5 protein-coding genes are annotated in these 22963 nt (G+C 42.6%); all 5 read right to left on the reverse strand.

Annotation, left to right across the window (positions count from 1 at the left end):
- Positions 1-7: 7 nt before the first annotated feature.
- Positions 8-2008: a VCBS repeat-containing protein gene (locus BGP76_RS17220; RefSeq protein ID WP_158584317.1), complete on the reverse strand. Its 2001-nt coding sequence runs from the start codon at positions 2006-2008 to the stop codon at positions 8-10.
- A gap of 38 nt (positions 2009-2046) precedes the next feature.
- Entirely contained in the window at positions 2047-10551 is an 8505-nt protein-coding gene (locus BGP76_RS17225; protein ID WP_158584318.1) for a T9SS type A sorting domain-containing protein, read from the reverse strand.
- Between the two features lie 770 nt (positions 10552-11321).
- Positions 11322-13403 (reverse strand): fibronectin type III domain-containing protein, encoded by a 2082-nt coding sequence (locus BGP76_RS17230; protein WP_221409903.1) that lies wholly within the window; start codon positions 13401-13403, stop codon positions 11322-11324.
- Complete coding sequence (locus tag BGP76_RS17235) at positions 13396-17844, reverse strand: hypothetical protein (protein ID WP_147407507.1); 4449 nt, start codon at positions 17842-17844, stop codon at positions 13396-13398. Before BGP76_RS17235 ends, BGP76_RS17230 begins: the two co-directional genes overlap by 8 nt.
- A 483-nt stretch (positions 17845-18327) precedes the next feature.
- A partial coding sequence (locus tag BGP76_RS17240; RefSeq protein WP_147407508.1) for a T9SS type A sorting domain-containing protein occupies positions 18328-22963 on the reverse strand: 4636 nt, incomplete at its 5' end.

Raw genomic sequence — 22963 nt, forward strand, 5'->3', positions numbered from 1 at the left:
GATACTATCAAACTATCATAGTGCACACGATCGTCGTATCTGCTCCTAGATTGAATGCTGGCAAATCATACATCGATACTACCAAACTATCGTAGTGCACACAGCCGTTCATATTGAAAACCTCTGCGATCAAAGTGTCTTTCTCCAGCACCTCAAAGGATAGCGTTTCGCTGTTGAGCAACAGCGCCCCCTGATTCGTAGAATACCAGTTCGTACTGTCCAAGCCTGCAATGCCCAAGTCAGACACATACAAAGCAAAGTACTCACCATAGCAGATCGTCGTATCTGATCCAATATCAAATACAGGTAAGTCATAGACACTTACAATTAAAGTGTCATAGCGAACACAGCCGTAAGATTTAGTTACTTCGGCTATTAAGGTGTCTTTTTTGTCAACTGTGTGTGTGTAACTAAATGCATCTGCCTGTAGCAGACCATCTGTCTTTGAATACCAGTTCACTTCAGTAGCAGCCGCATCACTAATCAATAAAGGCAATGCTTCATATCTACAAATGGTGGTGTCATTCCCAATACTGACATCATAGCAAATAGAAAATGACTCTTGCGCAGCAAAAACAGAGCCTTTCAGGCTTCCATCCACCGCCTGAGCACTCCAGTAATACACGCCCTCATCCAATGAGCGAAGAGTGTATGACGTAGAAATCCCTGCGTTCCCAATACTATTTTGAAACCTATACCCAGTGGACTCATTTGATAGTGGAGGTACGATCCAGTCGCTTCCCCCCGCACTGCTTCTGATATATAAGTTATAGGATATACTATTTTGATTGGTCAGATCATCCACTACACCGTTCCACTCCAAGATGACAGAGTCTGCCTGAGTAAATAAATCTGTCTCCAGTATCGGTATCTCAGGTACTTCATCAACTACCAGATCCGATGCATCTGACAAATACAAAGTAGCCAAATAACCAAACCCAGTATTCCCGACTTGGAAAACGTCTAGGTCACCATCTCCCTCATAATCAACAGTCGCAATCTGTCCATTGTACATCTCCTCCATGGTGTGCGCTGTAGAAGTAAATGAAAAGGTAGGAGAACCATTGTTTTGATAATTAATAGCATAGGAATCAGACCCGTTGATCCCAGTTAACAACAAATCCATTTGACCATCATTATTCAAGTCCGAAAAATTGGCTGAAGCTCCCGTCAAGGCTTGTAGAAATGGAGATACTTGTGTGAAAGAAACTCCATTATTGATATATAAATCTCCCGACTCTGAGTCAGAGTCTGAGGGACCCGCAAAAGCTATATCTAAAAAACCATCCTCATTAAAATCAGAAATTGCGGTAGCATTCCGTGTGTACCCTTTTGACAACTCCGTATATAAGGTTGTCGACCCGTCAACATTAACGGTGTAAACTCTACTATGTGCCTCTCCTCTAGCATCGAATCCTGTAAGGAGAAGCTCATGATATCCATCATTGTTGGCATCAAAGACTTTTAATGTCCCTAAAGTAAGAGGAATAATACTATGAGCTAATGACTCATACATTCCATCCTTCCATTCATAAAGTTCAAAAACTTCTTCAACCGCACTGTTCAACCCTCCTGCTGCTATATCAAGGTCTCCATCATGATCAAAATCTAGCCATTGAACCCCCCCCCTGGACATAGGTGTCAAGGACAATGACTGTTCGGAAAATGATGCCCCACTGTTGTTTTTAAAAACCGTCAGATGTTTGTCTCCGCTACCATCTTCTCCAGACATGAGTATATCCAAATAACCATCACGATTGTAATCTCCAAAAGCATAATCCACCTTCTTCCAATTAGCGATCAATGTAGAATTAAAGGTATCATCACCATTGTTGAGATAAACCATGGCTTTTGAGCTCCCCCCAGAATTAGTCCCTGCTACAAACAAATCTGGCGCGCCATCCGCATCGAAATCAGCCCATTCTGCTTTTGCATCAGTCATAGGTTCGAAAGCTGTAATTTCCAACTCCGTGAAAGTCTGAGCAGCTGATGACGTATAGATAGTCATGCACAACCCAATAAATACCAATCGCTTCACTCCCGTCATCATTGCAATACCAGTATTCGTTTAGATTGAACACGTCCTCCTTGTTTGTAAATAAGGAAATAAACACCTGTTGGCGTGTCAGATAGGTTCCAGTTAACTAGGTAATCTTTGCTTCCTTCCAATGACTGAGACCGAACTAACTTTTGATCAGAACCAATTAACTGTACCTCCAAAATATTTTCATCAGGCGCATGAAACACCAATTGGATTTGATCCGCGGTAGGATTTGGAGAGATCTCCACCTGTATGGATGGCTTTTGTCTCGCCTGGCTATTCTGCTCAGTTGATTCTGCAATCTCCACCAGTAAGGTCTTGTAAGACTCTGCCTTACAATTACTCAAACTAACTTCTACTCCAACTTCATACTGACCGGGTTCGGTAAAAATCAATTCCAAATAAACATCGTCTGATTCACTGATCAGAATGGATTCGTCCTCAGGCAAAATCCATCTCACATCATCAGGGACTGGGATAGTCAAATCCACAAAAACGACTGGTTCGTAGGTAACTGCTTCACTAATGCGAATAAAATCCGCATCCAATGGATTGTCCGAAATCTCTACGTATGTACCCGCATAGCCTACACATTCATCTTGATCCATGACGGTCAAATCATATTCTCCCTCGGCAGTAACGAGTAATGTGCTCTCCTCACTGCTAACATCCTCTGGTCCCTCCCAGAGATAACTCGCGTAGCTCGCATCAGTAGACAGCTGTAGCTCTCCACCTGTACAAAGTATGTAATAATCTTCCATGCCGCTGACATCTAATTCGTCAGGATTGACAAGGGTAAAAGTCTGGCTAATGGTGCAATTCTGATCATCCAATGCCTCTACGACATAAGTCCCCGATGCAATGCCACTTAGGGCATTTTCAGCATCAAACTCCTCCCATTGGAATTGATAGGGAGTAGTACCACCGATGACGTCAAAATAGATACGACCATCTTCACCATTGTAACATGTGGGGTCATCAAAGGATACATTACTAAACTGCATCCCTGGCGGATCAGATAACCTAACGGTTCGCTCAATCGTACACCCCTGATCATCAGTAATCACAGCGGTATGCGAGCCAGAGCCAATGTCTTCTATCGTATTTCCCGCTAAATTATCATTCCACAGTACCGTATATGGTGCGGTTCCCCCAAAAGGGACTATCTCAATACTCCCATCCTCATAACCATAACATGAAGGGTTAATTTTATCGGTGCGCAAAACACCGAGTGGAGTAGGTTGAGTGATATTAAATGAACTGAATGCTCTACATCCATTCTCATCGTGAACCTCAAGTACATAGTCTCCCGCCGACAGCCCAGACAACGTATTACTCGTGCTGCCATTGGACCAGCTATAAGTATAGGCTCCAGTGCCTCCTGTCACCTCAACGGAAACCTGTCCATCTCCTGCCGCATTACAAGACAAATCAGACAACTCCGTAGTAAGAATCTCTAAAGGGTCAGGTTCTAAAATATCCACTACTCCAGTGACTTGGCAGTTGTTCGCATCATTGACCGTATAGGTATATTGATCTGCACAAAGTGATTTTGGGTTAGTAGATTGACTCCCATGACTCCATCGTATTCGATAAGGACTAACACCACCGCTGATTGCCAATGTGATCTCTCCAGCACATTGGCCACTGCATGTAATATTTGTTTGTGTAGTAGTTGCGGATAACGCTGGTCTCTCTACGATAGAGATTTCACCTGAAGAAACACAACCCAGAAAAGTTTCGATTTGATACGTGTACTTCCCTTCTGCCAATCCCGTCGCTAGCGTTCCTACCTGACCATCCGACCACTCTACCAAAGCGGAAACGCCTTCATCCAAAACCAAACGAGCCGAACCAGTCGCCGTGCCATAGCATCGCGGTGCTTCAATGATAGTGGACAAAGGAATCACCTCTTCTGTATGGTCAATAATATAACTAGCCTCTACCTGACACCCCAAACGCCTATCGGTCACAGTGACGGAATAGGTACCCGCTGATGCGCGCAAGGTTGCAGATGTAGCACCTGTAGACCACAGGTAGCTATAAGCATCTGAGCCTCCACTCGCTAGAATTTTCAACTCTCCATCCACACCGTCTTTACAGGTTGGTGCGCTACTACTCACCAAAGAGACTGTGAGTGCAGGCTCTTCCTCGATTGTTACTGATCCTGTCACGACACAGCTGGCGTCTGACTGATCATAGACCTCATAAGAATACGTGTCAGTACACAAGTTTTCTCTCGAAACACCTGCGCTTCCATCCATCCATGATACAGTATACCTCCCCGATCCGCCAGTTAGCGTTAGATAAATGGTGCCATTGCAGCCCTCCGCACAAGACACTAAAGTAGAGCTAACCTCCACATCAATAGCTGGCAATGCCGTGATCTCAAATTCTACCAATGCAGTAGAACCGATAGCATCCTCCACGGTAGCTGAGTAGCTCCCTACGCCGAGATTCTGAATCTCAGCAGCTACTTCCTCTCCAGACACAAAATAAGAATAAGGGCTTATCCCTCCACCTGCGATAATACTAGCTCCTCCATTCTGTGATACAGCGCAAGTTGCAGCGCTTGAGCTCAGATGTCGCAGTGCCAGCTCAGGTGTCGCAATGATTTCTATGCTGATTACATTAGCCACACAACCATGTGCATCCATACCTGTGACCTGATAAGTATCTGGCGCCAGACCACTAAACACTGGGCTACTCTGAGGGGTGTTATTTCCTATTTGATACAAATAGGGTGCCCCAGCTCCTCCAGACATTTGAACTGTTATCTGACCGTTATTCGCTCCAGCAGGAGAAGTCGTTTTCTCTATTAGCGTGAGTAGTGGTAGAGCTTTGTCTTCCAGTGTCAGTGAAAGCTCCTGCTGACAATTGTCTTCACTGGTGACCTGTACAGTATAGTTACCTGCCTCTAATCCACTGGCGCTAGCACGCTGTATATTTAAATTAGTCCCGTTTTGATCATACCATTCATAGGTGAAGATTCCTTCCTGCTCGGGCAGGACTTCTAACGTCCCATTGCTTTGACCGCAGCTACTCGTCTCTACTACTTCCCAATCATAATCAGGAAGCAGTGATGGATCTTCATCGAGACTAATACCATTTACGGTGTACATACAGCCATTGTCGTCCCTCACCAAAAAAGAATAAATATCCGCTGACAATTCATCGACTACCAAATCTTCCCCAGTTGATAAAGTAGCCAACCATGTCTCCTCTGTCCCTTTTAGCTGGTATATATCATAAGGGGCAACTCCTCCCTCAATATCGTATATAGTCAGTGCTCCATTGCTCAACCCACAATATGGACTAGCACTTGTCCTCGATGCTACGGGCTGAATACCCGTTTCACTCGATACTACTCCTTCTTTCTCTACAGAACAGCCGTAACTGTCTGTGACTCGAACCGTATACCTCCCGACACCTAGTCCTCCGATAGAGTCTAGCGTACTGACTATGTTCAACCATTCTATAGTATAGGGAGCAGTTCCTTCTGATATCTCTAAGGTCAGTGCTCCATTTAATTCACTACAGGTAGTGGGGTAACTCGTGATAGAAAACTCAGTAAACGACTGAACTTGTTCTATACCAATAGGGACTGACATAGTACAGCCTCTGCTATCTACTACGTTAACTGATGTATCTCCTGCGTAGAGAGACGTCAGCCTAATGGTTGCCTCCGAAAAAGTAATATCTCCGATCTCGTAGGGTGCGACACCACCCGTCACCGTAAAACTAGCAGTACCATTAGGATAGCTACAGTCCGCTGCTGTTGTCACCAGATTCTCATACTCAAGTGCTGTACTTGGCCCAACAGAAAACTTTACGGTTGTTTCACATCCTAATGCATCTTTGACAAACAGCCTGTAATCCCCAGTACCCAACGCTGTAGAATCCGCAACAAGTTCATCGGTTGATTCGAAACGTATCGTATAACCAGACGTCCCCCCCTCTATACTACTCCTCGCTGAGAAAATGTCACATGAGACTTCTGTCGTCTCGACAGAGGCAGTTAGTGGGTCTGGCTGAGTCAAGGTTACTCTGACAGTATCTGATTGACAAGATGCTTCCCCCACTTCTGCCACTACGAATTTGTGTTCCCCGTCCCCGAGGGACTGGAAGAATCCGTTTGATGAAGTCTCCAGTGTAGAACCAGCAACACGAGTGAATACAAACCCTTCTGCCGCTCTCGTCTCAAAATAAGCACTTAAACGAACCTCGCCGTTATCCGCTCCCGAACAAGTAGGATTCTTCGGCTCTTCAATACTGACCAAAAGAACCTCTCGATCAATAGTGAAGGGAATAATGCTTTGACAAGAGCCATCATTTTTGGACACGTACAAGATACCGCTCCCTTCTGCTAAGCCTTCTATGGTCTTATTTCGACTGCTACCATACGCGCGCCATGCTTCTTCATTTATTTTATACTGCAGGTCATTGGGATCAAAACTATCAGAAACTTCTATACGCATCGTCCCATTAGACGCTAGACCACAGGGTGCAGCATAGGTCGTCATCGACACTACCAACGAGTTAGGCTCTGCAATTTCTAATTCCTTGTATGCCTCTCTAGTCTTGTTTTGTCGATAATTGTAACCTGGCAATTTACCCTCATCTACATAGGTATAGTCAAAGCTATAGTTAGCCTTCAGAGTATAACTACCTGAGGCTAGATCGGGTATCACCCCTACACTACCCCCAGAAACATCGATGGCTGTTAGGCTTCCTGACTTTTGTTCTTCCCACTTCAAACTGAGATTGGTATAGTCAATTTCTTCACTAGGGTAGCGATTGTTTACCTCTACTACAGGGGTAATGCTCCCATCACTACTACCTACACAAGTGACATCCGTGGCAGTGCTAGACTCAAGAGATAGAACTCTACCCCTATCTACTACTATAGGTTCCGAAACCTGGCATACACCATGCTGCGTCTCTACATAATTGGCATCTCTGAGATAAACCGTATAATTACCCGAACTAACGTCCTCCTGAATAAATTTAGCAGAGTAGAATGTAGGGGCACTAAAATCTGTGCCATCTGTAGAAAATGAATAACCACCAACACCTCCTCCAGCACCTACTGCATACATTCCGTCAGATTGAGAAGCAAATGAGGGTTTTAGGTTGGCGATAGGTGATAAAGTTAATTTTTCTGGAGCTTCAAGAGCAATACCATCTATAGAATTATAGTTCCCATCATCGGTACATCCTTTACCATCTATAACAAATACTTTGTAAGGCGACACGCCATCCATATCAGTATCTACTAAATCTTCAAATGTAAAAGACCTTGTATTTGCTTGACGAGTAAGCGTAACATCACTATCTCCACCCGAAAGCTCAAAGGTGTATAGCCCTTCACTATTTGGAATAGAGTTTTCCGAAATTGTTATTTCGATACTTCCGTTACCTCCTTCATGACAAGAAGGAGGAATAGGAATTTGAGTAATTGTCAATGGTGTTTGATCAGGCAGCATTGTTACCGATTGGGCAAGGGCAGAACAACCATATATATCAGTCACACTAAGGGTATAATTCCTTGAGTTGATGCCCTTAGCTAGTGCAGAAAAAGCAGTGGTTCCATCTGTTGACGACAACTCTTGGTTTTCAAGCATTCCTAAATCATCCGTTAGGGTAAAAGTGTAAGGATAGGCTATACTTGGCCCTGTCCCCCCACTCGCGCTGGCTGTAATTGTGCCTAAATCATTATTACCATCTGAGTCTGCTATGCATGCTGGGCTGGTGGTCATGATAGTATTATCGGTGAAGGTTAGGTGAGAAGTAGGTTCTGATAGATTAAAAGAGGAAGTAGAAGTATAACAGGACAGTTTATCTGTTACAGTTATTACATGATCACCTACTCCTAATAGCACATGATACTTAATGCTGTCATTAGTGGTAGGTGACAGGGAGGATGCTCCATCTGAGATGACTAATCCCGCACCTTCTTCACTCGAAATCGAAAACGAAACATCCACAGTACCATCTTTGCATGTTATGTTCTGCCCATTACTAAGGGTCTGGTATGACGGGGCACCTATCGTGAGTGGAGCAGGTCTGTGTAGTATGATGGTATTAGTCACTGGACACCCCAGCGAATCTGTAATAGATACAGAGTGTGATTTTGAATTTTCTCCATCTGGGAATGCTAAACTAGCGTAGGTCTTACTTCCAGCAAGTGTATCATTTGTGAACCCTGTTTTAGAATAAGCATAGGAAGAAATACCACCACTTGCAGTTGCAAGAATTTGACCTTGTGAATTATTACATGCCACATTTTTGCCATGATAATAGTCGGTTTCATCATTATCGGTAAGAGATAACTCTAATCTAGGGGGGTTATTAATGGTAAACGGTGTAGTACGAACACAGCCATTATCATCGGTAACGGTAAAAGTCTGGTCGAACTGCGTTTCATCACTATCCCATGTATAGGAATATCCATCAGTTTGGGGAAATTCCGTCCCGTCCATTTTGAAGGTATAGAATCCGACACCCCCCTGTGCAATGGAATTTGCAGGTTTAAATGTAAACGCTGTATCATGACACATTACATAGAAGTTGCTATCTCGAAGTTTTACATCAGTGCCATCAAAGTCATCCAGGCCAATAGAGCTCAATGTTAGATTTTCTGCTGGTGCGGTAATTTCGAAGGTATTGTTGCTTAATGTTTTTGTACAGCCATTATCATCTGTGATCTGGGGGTAGTATGTACCGACTGTCAAGTTCTTGAATGTGTAAAAAGTAGTATCACCATCCGTACTCGACTCAAATTCCTCCTCGCTCAGGTCATTGGAGGTATTATAAATCAAGGTCGGATCTTCTCCATCATTCTCTTTGTACAAAAAAACATCATAAGATAAACCCACCGACTTTGGAAGCCCTCCATATACTTTTAGGGTGGCATTGGTGAAATCATCTCTGCATTTTAGGTGGTAGCTTTCGTGAGTAGCCGAATCTGCAATAACCGCGATATATTCAATCGGGCCATCCACCTCATCAGCATTATTTAGTGCTACGACAAAAGTGGTATCCTCTGCCGAATTACTACAAGTACCGACTTCCGAAACCTGAATAGAATAACTTCCTACAGCCAACTGAGGCAAGTTAGAACTATTAAAAACCCTTGTTTCAGTACTATTGCTTGAAAACCATGACGAATCGCTACTGTCTAGAATAGAAACATCAAATCGAGCTGTACCATTCGAGATCGTAAAAGCCAATGAGCCATCCATAGCATCTGCACAGTTGACAAAAGCGGTATCCGAGCTTGTTATATTTGTCGTTACCTCACTAGGTTCTGTGATTTGGATATTGTTTAATTCAAAATCAGACGTTGTAGTCACAGAGCTGGCACTACACAAGTCAACAAAGCTTAACTCATAGAAGCCCGCACCTAAATCTATACCAACATCCGCATAAGACTGAATAGTGTCCCATGATACTGTATCGTTTGCCACATTCTTAACAAAGTACTCCAAATTAAGATCTGCCGAGGTCTCATCACCTTTTTCTAGTCCGGTGAATTGAATCTGTCCATCTACTCCATAACAACTAGCTCCGACAGTGTCTATTGTTATTGAAGTAGGCATTACAGTAAAATCCCTTGATTGCCAAGTGGAACTTTCAGCAGTGCTACAATCTTGAGACGTTACGTGGAGTGAATATGTATCGTTAGATAAGCCAGAAATAGCATAGAGGGAATCAAGACTTGTGAAAGAAAGTGAGTCTGAATTGCTATCGATCGCATAGTAGGTGTATGATGCCAGACCTGGAATATTTGCCTTTACATCTACCTCACCATCAGAGTTAGATGCACAGGTTAGTGGGGTTATTAATTCAGCATCCTCATCATCTGTCATTATTTCCAATTCCAGTTGGGTGCCTGATGGTAAATCAATCTTTGGATAAACTTTATCACAATCATCTTTTACTTCTACTGTATAGTTCACCCCCCCTAAATATCCTGTCAGATTTCCCGAAGAAATGAACGAATCGTTTCCCCCATTTTTTCTCCATTGCAAAGTCCCCTTTCCTACATTCTCGACTATTAGCTCAACCTTAATTTCACCATCTGATTTTCCTAAACAACTAGGTGGACTAGGTGTAAGCTTGATATTCTCGGCAGTTAGAGGTGTGTAATCTGTAGGATCCTCTACAAAAAACACCTTTTCATGATTCTCACATGTCGTAACAAACTTGTTTTCATCTTCAGAGTAATACTGAGTTTCAATTTTCAATTGGTACGCACCCTTTGAAAAATTCACTTTTACAGAATCTCCATCGGTATTTGCAAACTTTTTAGTACTAATATCAAATTCATCCAAGCCCTTATCATTTACAACACTGTATACAGCTGCCCCATCCGTACAGTAGATTATCCCATCTGAAAATTCTTCCTCAACTCCATAATCAGCATTACACCCACCTTCTGTCCTTTCAACAGCCTTTATTAAGGTGTAATAATACCTGACACCATCGTACTCCGTAACCGTATTCAAGTGATTAATTTTCACTGATGCATCACCTCCATCAATACATGTTGGTGGTGATACAATTACAGTATCTATCTCGGGCGGGGAGGGATAGAAAGTGTAGGGGCCTCTATATTCTGGAAACTTAAAACAATCATTCGCAGAAGGGCAAAAAGAGATTCTATAATTTTCACCAAATGCAATTTTAATCCTTTCCCCATTTTGGCCTATATAAGTACTATCATACTTCAATTCAAAAGTTCGACCTGTTTGTTTCAAATCAAAGGTTTCACCTCCAACTCCCAACTTCCAAACAATATTATCATTGGAATAGGAAGTACTAACAGCAAACGGTATTGTCATTGATTCGCAAACAGGTCCTAAAGGAGGAGGAATAGTTCCATCTGGAGGGAGTGTTATAAGCACACTTTTATTACATAAATTCACATTACGATTAATTTTAACTTCCGCTATTGTTCTAAAGCCTCTATCATTTACAGACTGAAGCTTTCCTATAATGGGCTTTGAGGGATCCTCAAAAGCCACAGTAACCATATAACTATCATTGGGAATTTCTACAGTCCCATTCACATTTGGTTCTGGGCTAATAAAAATTGCATTAGTTAATATTACTGAAATGGGGTCATCTATTTGTTCACCGTCAAAAGCAGCTCTTATATTTAATGCAAATGATGAATATGGGCATACGCTTGACTGGCTTACAACTGGACTTATAAAGTCCAATGAAAATACAGCTGTAAGCACGATCAGTAAGATTATTCTATGGCTATTTCTCATCACAGTTCAATTCTAACTTCTTGAGACATCTGAGATTTCTCTCCCGACACAAACTCTACCTGTACACGATACTGGATAGCTTGATCACCGCTGTACCTATCCACCAGCTCATAGTTTGCTTGAGCATTTTCCTTTACTACCTTGTAGAGTTGCCATTGTGTCCCTTCTCCTTGTCGTTTATAGACTCGACATGCTACAGCCTCATCATGATCGTATGTCCAACTGATAGTAATTTCTTTCGTATCGATGTTCTTTTTGTAAACTAGGTTGCTTACTGGTGGGTAAAGTTGAGAAGACTTTCTTCGCATCGTTATTGGCTTTGCAGGGACTGATTCCAGTCCATCATCATCCACAGCGATCAGTGTATATGCATAGCGCATATTGTGTGCTGCCTGTTTGTCAAGGTAGAATGTCAATCCCTTTTCCTGTGTATAAACCAAGCTCCAGTCTAACTCTTCGATTCCTTTGCGGTACAGTAGATGCATTTCGACATCTTCGCTTGGACTTTGTTCCCACTGGACCAAAATCCCTAGCGAGTCATTTTTTATATTGGTAAACACTGGCGCCACGGGTGGTATCAAATCTGGTTTTTTAAGCTCTAGTATCTCTGAAAATCCTGAAGGATTCATTCTTATATCAAAGGCCTTCACTCTGTAATAAATAGTCTCGGTCAAGTTATTGAGTGCTATACTGTCTTGCAGCATAGCCTGCTCCGTCATTTCACCAGGGAGTTCTATAAACCCGTCATTGGCATAGTTTGATTTATAGACTTTGTAGCCCCTCATATCCTCTTCTGTGTTTTCCTCCCAGGTCAAACTCACAATTCCTTTTTCAGAAACTTTACCTTTTAGCCCAAGAGGCATGGCTGGTGGGATGCTATCCTCCAGTTGCACCATATAGGGAAACGATCCTATTTTTCTACCATGTGCATCGTGAGCCGATACAGTATAGTAGTTCGAGCTGTTGGGGAGACTATCCGTAAATTGTCTGGTTTGCTTGGACAGCTCAGCAGCAATAGGAGCGGTAAAACCTGTCCGACCGCTTTTTCTACTAATGCTAAAGGTGTTTAATAAACTTAAATCCATCTCTGGCACGCGCCAAAAGAGTGTGACCTGTTGATCATCCGAAATCTCGTGACTGGCTATGGTAGGTGCCACCCGAAAAGCTGGCAGTCCTGTCCCATCCATTACATCCGAAGGTGGCCCTTTAAAACCAAATGCATCCACACCAATCACCCGATAATAATAAGTAGTCCCATTCGTAGCTAGACTGTCTCCTTTGAATATGCGTTCGCTTGGATTTTTGTGAAATGTACTGACAATGGGCACCTTGGTGATAGACTCAAAATGACGTCCATCAGCAGACCGCTCTACCCAATACGTAGTATAGGTATGCTCATGAATACGCGCATTCCAACTGATCATTGCCACTTGATCGGCGAATTCTACGGTGACCTCCATCGGTTTGGGAAGAGGTCGCTCATCTGCCAGTCCAATAAACACAGTAGCCGTATCTACGGCATATCCACCCATAGGTACATTAGGGTACACCCGATACAGGTACTTGTCTCCAATACTGACCTCTTCATCCACATAAAACAAACCTGACAGTTCTGCCGCTTTAGGTGACATGTCTGCAGCATACAATGCAAAAGAGAAGCGATTTTCTAACTCTCTGGAGGCATTGATAATGGTAGTTATATCAGAGGTATTGCCTGGATCGACATCAAAGGATTCACCAAAAATAGCCTGAGCCCCGACCAAAACATAATCATCATCACTGAATACCTCCCACTGATCCAGTGTTTCTGGTTTAAGTGGGTACTGTAGCAATCTTGTCGTTTGAGGGTCGTCCACAAACTCCCCTCCCGCCAAAATCTTAACTTTCTCCAACCAATATCCGTTTTGATTCGCATATCTCCACGTCAATGGGTCTTTAGGTGCCCACCGTAGATAGACCTGTCCTTCATGAACCTTTCCTTGTATCGCCAGTGAAAGCGCGTCAACTTCCTGTGCAGACACAGTCAGCTCTCCGCCATACAGCACCAATAAAAGGACGATATAGTACTTCATTCTAATCACGTGGATTATTTATTTTGTGCCTATAGGTCGAACTCACTATGTTTCTACCTGGAATCGTGTACTTTCCTATTGACCAATAATCCCCTTTTTCAATAGTTGGAAACTGCTCAGATAGCATTTTTTTATACCTCTCCGAAAGCTCTCCTTTCCCAGCTGACTTACTTGCAACTTGATTAGACAAATCCAGAAAGTCATAGTACATATAATAAGCCAGCATATAACTCAGCGTCCCTTCAGGCGAACTCAGATTCATCGCCCCAGTTATATGAGCGCTTTCAGGCATAGTAATCGAATAAGGGTACTGCCATATATGTACAGCTTTCTTTGGTACGACACCATATTCAGATGGACTTCTGTTACTTTCACTCAAACGAATTGTCCCAAAGAAGGGATAGCCACTATAAATCAATGGGTAGATTTTCTTTTCGTACCAAGAATTTCCTTCCAAATCTGCCTCAAAACTAATCAATGGCTCTTCTCCACCAACTTTCTTCAGTTCACGATAGGCAAAAGGTTCGGTGCCTGAAATATTAGTGCCAATCCGATGAACCCCTACTTCTATCGGATCGAACCATCCACCTGTTCCTAAGGTCGCCGCTGCCTTCTCGGGGAAAGTAGCAAATCTGCTTACCCTGAAATAGGAACCATAGATTTGCTCTTCCTCATGCTTCTCTACACTTCCCTCTGCACTTCTGCTTCTTACTTGAGTAACACCTCCATCGCCAAGGTCTACTGCAGTAGAATCTTCTTTTACATTGGCCTCTATATTCGTTGTTTGCTTGGGTACCTGTATCAAATTAATTGCGTAAACCTTATCTCCCATCAGATCCGTTGGTACAGGGAAAGTCACTTCCTTCTTCGAATTGGAATAAGAAACTTGCTTCCTCATCTTTTCATCACCATTGGTAATAAACCTAACTTCTACAGTAAAATCCTCGCTGTTGAACAAGTGGCCATATCCCCCTTGATTGAGCTGAATAAAGCCATTCGGATACTCTTCAGAGTAGTAATTGACCATATCCTTGAGCGGATATCGATAGGTTACAGCTTGTTCGGGTATATAGCTTGGCGCATCTCCAGTTGTAAAGCTTAACTCTTCGGTCTGCTTTACTACTTCGCCATCGACCTTGGCCTCTTGCCACCTGCCATTTTTGTATTCTTCAAAGGTGGCTGATGCAGTCAATTTCAGTTTTGTCTGAGGAGGCAAAATATCTCTTGGATAAATCACAGCGGTCATTTTATCATCTGACCATTGGATTTCTGCCTCTATCTCATGAGAGCCCTGCATCAACTTCATGTCCTTGGCAGAGATTCTAAACTGTACCGTCATATCCTCCTCCTCCAATTTGTAAGACTTGTTGATCTCATAGTTGAACACAATCTGCGGGAGCGTAAACACTTCCACATTCGTAGAATTATCAGAAGGTGTCAGTTGAGCAATAACCTCCATACCTTCTAGCACATCTCCAGCAGATCGCGTAATCATGTCGCACTCTTCCCCGATCTCTACTTCGAATTTACACTCACCTTTGACAGCTCCTCCTAGAACACTGTATCTACCCCCAACGACGCCCTTCATCCATACAGGGTTGGGCAGTTTAGCTTGCATGACTACAGCAGCTGCAATATTGATAATATCGATTTTCTTTTTCTTGCCAAACAGCTTGACCTTGATCCCGATCAACCCATCGAAATAGGCATAAGACTGCCCATTTGCATACCAGCCATCTATCCCTAGCTGACCACTACCTGCACACCTTACATTACCATAGTCTTTTAGCATGATATCAAAACCCATCCCTACTTTGAAATGCCCATAAAAGATCAGAAAAGTCTTATCTCCTGTATCTAGCGTCAGGCTCGCTCCAAACCCAATTCCAGCACCATCAGCTAGTGCATTGAGATCACTCATATAGTCCAAATCTATCCCTCCGAGTATCTCAGACACCTCTTCGGGCGGAGGTGGAGTATCTGGCACTACAGAACCCATTACAAAATAAGAGTCCGTTCTGAGCACACTCATAATGGTAAGATTAAATCTATTCTCTCTCTCTGGCCGACCGATGTAGATGTACCAATCTTTGGTGTCGAAGTGCATGACAGAAGACCCGCCTCCAGTGATGACTCCTGCTACGTTGACCTTAAGCGATAAATTGGCGTGCAGAGATTTCTCATCAAAATTATACTCAATCAATACTGAGCCAAAAATAGAAGCATCTCCAGGGTCACTCCCAAACACTTCATCAGACACATTAGGATTGTTGCTCATCTCTGCCTTCTTACCCACGCTACCTGCCATACTCTTGGCTTGACCTGCTAGCTGTTCAACAGGAATATCCACTGGTAAAGACAGCATTTTCGCATTGCCCATAAAACGTATGTATTTTAATCCCATTCCAGAATTAAAAGCCATCTCAAAAGTCACCTCTGCGAACATCATTTTTTCATTGGCAGCTGTAACACCGACGATAGCTTTAATCCCAAGGCTAACAGACTTATCTGGCACATATGTAATTCCCGAGCTAGTTCGCCCTAACTCTGAGCCAACCCCTTTACTATCCAATGACATGTGATAGTAGGCACCACCCCCGAACCGCGTGATGAAAAATCCCGTAAAAATGGGAATCCCTGTGCCCAAATCTGCTATCGCATCTACATACCAATACTTCATCCCCTCGACTGTACCGAATACAGCACTGGCCTGAAGTCCAATGCTAGAGAATTTAGCTTCCACTATTCCATTAATTCCATTTCCATAAACAGGATCATTTTTGAAGAAAATAAGCTGCCCTTTGAAACTAAAACTATCACCCTGCGAGATGTCAATTCCTAGTTTGTTAATCTCAATCCTATCGTATTGATATTTGACCTTCCCCCCAGATTCGGTAACATTAGAAACAATTCTGAAACCTCCTACTGCCCCAAAACTACCTCCATCGTCCCCCGTAAGTTTAAGGAGAATATCTAGACCGAGAAATAGTTCATCATCAGACTGCCCACCAGAAATGTTATTGATTTGAATAGGGAAACCGCCCATTCCAGAGGAGGATACACCTAGTGAAAAAGTACCGACTTTCACATAGGGTTTTTCAGACTGAATCCGTAAATCTTGAAAGCTAATTTGTGCTAGACTAACGTTCTTGTCCCCTTTATCACTTGCTTCACCATCCTTTGAGTTCAGCCCCAGTGTTATATCCATTTTGCCATGCAGATTAGCACTAGGCGAAAACCGATCGTCGATCACTTGTACTTCTACATTCGAAGAAGGTAGTAGCGTGACACTCGCAGCTTTCCAAAGGTCAAAGTTGATCTCTTCTGCTGTAGTGACATTAAATACATACTCATTTCCCGTTTTGACCATTGCTGAGTATGCAAACAACTTTTTATCATTTGCCTCAGCACCTTCTTGATCATTCTTATTGTTTATAGGAATATCAATCTTACCCGCTAAACTCCCCTCGGTCAACTCGTTCGCTACAAGTGTGACACTAATCTCGTCTAACGAAAAATTCCACTTGCCCATTTTTCCACGTTCCAGTGGAATCAAATTCTTGCCAGAAATCATGCCTGTAAACCCCATGTCGTCGATCAACATGTTGTTACCCATCAATTTAATCCTCTTTCCCGTTTTGCCATCAGCACGAGCCGTATCGAACTGGTGTGGTAGGGCTATGGTCAAATTTTGGATATAAACACCCCTCCATAACTCTGGAGTTCCTGATTGATGATAAGAAGATTGCTGGACATAATCAGCAGGGAAAGTGACTCCAGGCATATTTCTCGTATCACTAAAATCAAGTACTGCTCTAGAGATAGAGAACGATACATCTTTTAATCCTTTGACCTGAAACGGTGTCACACTTACCTCTACCAACAAATCATTCCAATCCGTGACTGTAGTCGTAAAATCGGCCTTTGCATTCTCACTCTCAATGATCTCACCATTCGCATCCTCTGGCTGCAAGATTTCATTAGAGAAAACCATACTCGCATCTAGACTAAATGATTTGAATCCATCACAGTCAAACTCAACATAGGTTTTATCATTTGTCCCTTTGATAATGAACTGGGTCTTGTCCGCCCGATCCATACTCTCTTTGGAAAGTGTAGAATAATCCCCTACCAAATAGAGCGTCCCATCTCCAACTATTCCCCCTTTCTTAGAAAACTTGATACCCTCACCTCTAAAATGAATTTTACCCATTTTAGGGGATTCAAAACACATGCTTGCATAGAGTAGAGAATATTCGGGATAAGCCTCCACCTTTTCGATGAGAATGGTATAATCAAGTGCACCAATGGTCTTTTTTATCCCAACAGGGAGTTCCATCAATGCATTTTTATCCAGAAATTTCACAAAACGGTTAGAAGCTAACACTTCGTCATACACCGCTTCTATCTCAGATCTAACCAAATCATCATTATCGGATTCTTTGATCACATAAGAATCATGGTAAAAGCTAGCAGGGTCTGCAGATATGGTTTCAAAAGGGGAAAGATCAGCAAAAGACCTTTTTGAAGAAACGCTATACTTGCTTGTCGTCTTTTCTTCTACATCAGAATCTGCCCACGCGTAACATGGAAGAAACAAAACATATAAAACAATAAAGCACCTAAGTATAGCTAGCATTGGTTGGTTAAATTATCTATCTGTAACTTCTAACGCTTTGAGAATTTTCTAATACAAAAAACTCACGTTTAAAAACGCAGTGAAGTATCCACTTTAATTAGTCTTTTAACAGATGGACGTGGTTATTACAATAATAAGCACAACTCTTCAATAAACACAATTAAAAATAAGAATAACATCATTTAATTTACTCAAAGCCTTAGTGATCAAACAATACTCAGCATGTCTAACAAAAAGAAGCCCAGATATTAAATAATATCTGGGCTTCTTTTCATGTCCTTTTCCACTGACAAATTATTCCTTTATCAGCCTATACGTGCTGTATTGATTACCGTCATACAGTCTAACCAGATAAACTCCCGCCTGCAAGGCTGAACAATCTAACTGTACTGTCTGACCGCCAATCTGCTCATCTCTCACCAGTACACCAGTCAATGTGTAGACTTCTAGTCTATCCGCTTCTGGTGCAGAGATGGTCAACTGTGACAACACGGGATTAGGGTACATCTCTATCAGTAGATTCTTCGTCCCAGTACCCAAGACTAAATCGCCTGAAGCTATCGAAAACTCCTGCTGAAACAACTCCCCACTAGCATCTGTAACTTCCACCGTAAATGTCATTGACTCTCCAGAGAAAATGGAAAAATTACTATTAGCCGCTACACCCCCTTCTGCATTAATACTTAAATCCCTATTTGCACTAATTATCTGGTAAGAATAGCTATCCTCCAAATCCTCATCCGAGAACTCCACATGCCCCAACTCCGTCTGACCAGGAATTATCGTACTGATAGGTGTATAGGTCTGAATAAAAACAATATCAGTAATCAAATCATTCGCATCTGTTACCGTCAGTACTATTGCCAGATCCACAAAGTGCCCTCCATTGTCCGTAACACGTACAAGGATATTCGCCTCTGATTGCTCCTCAAAATTGAACCTACTACTAAGGAATAAATCATCCGTATTAATATAAAATGAATCATTGTCGGCTCCTAATTCACTATCTTCTACGAATGAATAGGTAAAGGTCTCATTGGCATCAGGGTCTACCACAGTAAACGAACCAACGTAATCATTAACCAACAGATCCTCAGCGAAACTGTCTGAATCAAATTCCACTTCGGTCATTGCTTCATTGACATCCAAAATAGTAATTTCAAACTGCGCATTGACTGTTAGGTCTCCTGCATCGGTTGCCTGAATCGATAGTTCATAAGAAGTCTGTGTTTCGAAATCAGGTGCCGTCACAAATAAGCTATCGTCTTTGACAGTAAATGGTGTATCCCCAGTCAATATAGAATAGACATGCGTATCGCTCACATCATCATCTAAAACCGTAAACACCCCAACAAACAAGCTCTCTCCTGTCGGAGACTCTTCTACCACGGCACTCGAGATTTGAATTGATGACGGTTGTTCATTTTCATCAAGGACATTGAGCTCAAAAGCCTTTGCGAAGCTTGCTCCATGGCTATCTGTTACCTTTAAGTAAAACTGAATGACAGGTTGTGTTTCGTAATCAAAACTATTCTCAGCATATAAATTGCTACCTAGGATATAGACCTGATCATTGTTTGAGTCATGAACACCGTCAGACACGAGCGAGTATGTGTGGCTATTTTCATCCGACGGATCCTCTACTGTCAAAGTACCTATTAAGGCATCTATAGCATTATTTTCACTCATAGACTCTGCTGACAAGAAGATGTCCACAGGTGCAAAATTAAAGCCTGTCAACGGCACTACCTCGTCACTATACACCGTCTCGAAAAACCCATAATACCCCAAACCAAAATAAGGCTGATCACCCAACATAAAGGCGACTGGATCGACCCTCGTTTCACCAAGCTCTAAAAAGTCTCCCAGGTTTTCCACCTCATTGGTGACTGGGTCATAGGATACTATCTTTTCCTTATTACCATAGGTGATGTAGCCTTTGCCATAGGCCGTGAAAGTCGCTGCATTATTGACACTCAAGTTGATCCCATCTGCATCTATTTTTTCTATCCAAACATCTGTTGATGGATCATAAGCTTTGATATCACTCAGCTGTACGCTGTAGTCATCATAGAACAGCCCTCCACCGACATAGGCTTTGCCATCTATCACGAAAGCAAATGCGCTTTGGCGTTTGTCTACTCCCAGTCCAGCTACCTCTATCCATGTATCTGTGACTGGATCATACTTCCAAAAATCAGATTGTTCATCTCCCGAACCATATCCTGTACCTACATAGCCATATCCATCTAGAGCAAAGCCCACAGCATTGGTTCTAGCTCCTCCACCAAAGTCAGCTATCGTAGACCAAGTATCCACAGCAGGATCGTAAACATAAAAATCTGACAGCTCCTTATCGTCTTCTCCCGAACCTGTACCCACATATAGTAGATCTCCGATCATAAAGCTCACCGCATTGTCACGTGCCACTCCTGGGTATTCGGCTAATTGAATGGAGAACTCATTTTCTGCATCCGTTTTCCAAAAATCATTGAAGAATTTAGTCCCGTTAGATCCTAAGCCGATGTAAGCCTCTGTACCCGTAGATGCTACTACCGCAGCTGCTCTTGCATTGAGACCTGGCAGCTCATAGATACTCATGTTATCGACCGTGAGATTAAATTCATTAGATGTACTCATCTGATCCAAGCGGAACTGAAACGTAGCACTGAAATTCTGATCATTATCAGCCAGTAACTGCGCGATAGGTAGCCCACGTACTTCAACAAATTCGCCAGCCGTCCCATTCAGCCCCCAATCATAAAACACTATCCATTCATCATCCTCACTTCCTCTGATGAAAATCTTGTTTTGCGAAGCACTAACATCCGCTCCCATGGCAAAATCTATATCGAATAAAATTTCATCATTCGCTACGTCATATTGACTGAGATTTATCGTAAAACGTGCTTGGTTAAGTGCGTCTTCACTACCTGTCAACTGTAGACTTCTGGTATCGTTCGCATCATGACTACCAATAGACAATAATCCACTACCATTATCAATAGTGTAACTCCAGCCTGACAATCCTGACAATTCTCCTTGATTGGTGGTATAAATAGCCTCTTCCACACTCTCAAAATCGGCAAGATATGGTAGCTCTCCTGTATATACAGAATAGTGCTCTGTAGATGATCTGATTGTATCATTCATTACATTAGCCTCACCAGTCAGTTTACTAAACACTGTAAAACTATAGTTGCCTGGTGCTGATAAATCTACCAGACTCTCAAAAGTATAGCTCGTCGTACCGTCATAGGCCATACTTACACTCGCTGTTTCTGCAACCTCCTGTCTTCCGTTTGGTCCATCGATCCATGCCACCAAAGGCACACTCGTCTCTGTGCTAGACCCATCGTTGACCAACTCCACTGTAATGCTTTCGGTAGCAGTGAGCTGAACGGAAGCCTCAGGCACAGTTAAGCCTGTTGCAGTCATGTCATGAGCGTAACGCTGATACACCTTTATATCATCTAGGTAAAAGGCATCAGTGCCATACTCCCGCTCTCCAAAACGAATCTGGAACGTAGATGAAAAGTCTTGATCATGCGCTGATAAACTATCTGCCAATGAATAGGCATTGACAGTAATCCATTCATTGGTAGCTCCTTTGTTAGCAGACCAATCATAGAGCATTATCCATTCATCAGATGCTGATCCTCTGATATGAACCCTGTCTTCTGTATAAGAAGACTCATACCTTTGTGAAAACCTAAAGTCGATCAAAATATCATCATCCACAGCACTATATTCATTCATGTCTATAGTCAATATAGCGTGGTTGATAGCATTGCCATAGCTACTAGACCTGCCTAAAGCCATCGCCACTCCTGAGCTGTTGGTAGACGCTCCCAGTGTCAATCTACCATTGTCCGCATTGGAGCTGTAACTCCAGCCAGCGAGACCTACAAGCTCCCCCTGAGAACCAACATACACCGTATCTGTTGTGGCTTCAAAATCTTCGAAATAAGGTAGACCAGCACTGTAAATCGATTGCTTAGCCGTATTAGCACGTAACGTATCATTGGATTGCACCAAATCTCCAGACAGTTCACTAATTACCGTCACTTCATAATTTCCTGCTTCAGAAAAACCCATGTCAGCTGTAAAAGTATAGATCAAAGTATCTCCTGTAGCCAATGATATCGCTGCTGTTTCACTCACCTCTTGTCTACCACTAGGGCCATCGATCCAAACCGTCAACGGCACACTGGTCTCCGTACTTACTCCTTGATTCACATACTGTACAGTAATTTGTTCTGCTACACCGAGTAACGGTGATGATGCAGGAACCTCCAAATCGACTACTGCTAACTCATGAGCAGGACGTTCGTAAACATGAACATTATCCAACAAAAAGGCGTCTGATGCATAATCTTCCTTTTCCCCAAAACGCAACTGAAAAGTCGCTGAAAAATCCTGATCATTGGCGGCAAGTGTATCACTAACCGCTAAAGAGTTAACAACTATCCATTCATAATTATTACCAGCATTGGCATACCAGTCATAAAGAATTATCCAATCATCAGACGTACTCCCTCTCACATAAACTTTATTCTCAGCATAAGGGTAAGCACTATTCTGAGAAAAATCAAAGTCAAGTAAAAGATCATCCGTGGCAACAGATTTGTCACTCAAGTCCAAAGTGAGTACCGCTAAATTGACCGTAAACTCATAAATAGACTCTTCTCGAGCAAGCTTCATTGCCCGAGTTTCATTACCTGAATATGTCCCAATAGATAGATTCCCGTTATCAGTGTCTGGTACAAAACTCCAACCCGAGAGACCTTCAAGTCCCCCTTGAGAACCAACATATACCGTATCTGTTGTGACTTCAAAATCTTCAAAATAAGGCAATCCAGCACTGTAAACCGATTGCTTAGCCGTATTAGCACGCAACGTATCATTGGATTGCACCAAATCTCCCGAC

Origin of the sequence: Reichenbachiella sp. MSK19-1 (assembly GCF_003590315.1) — a bacterium.
In the GTDB taxonomy this organism is placed as follows: domain Bacteria; phylum Bacteroidota; class Bacteroidia; order Cytophagales; family Cyclobacteriaceae; genus Reichenbachiella; species Reichenbachiella agariperforans.

What these genes read in the sequence shown, in the direction of transcription:
- BGP76_RS17220 (WP_158584317.1), bottom strand. Translation starts at nt 2,008, where the DNA reads ATGACTATCTATACGTCATCAGCTGCTCAGACTTTCACGGAGTTGGAA.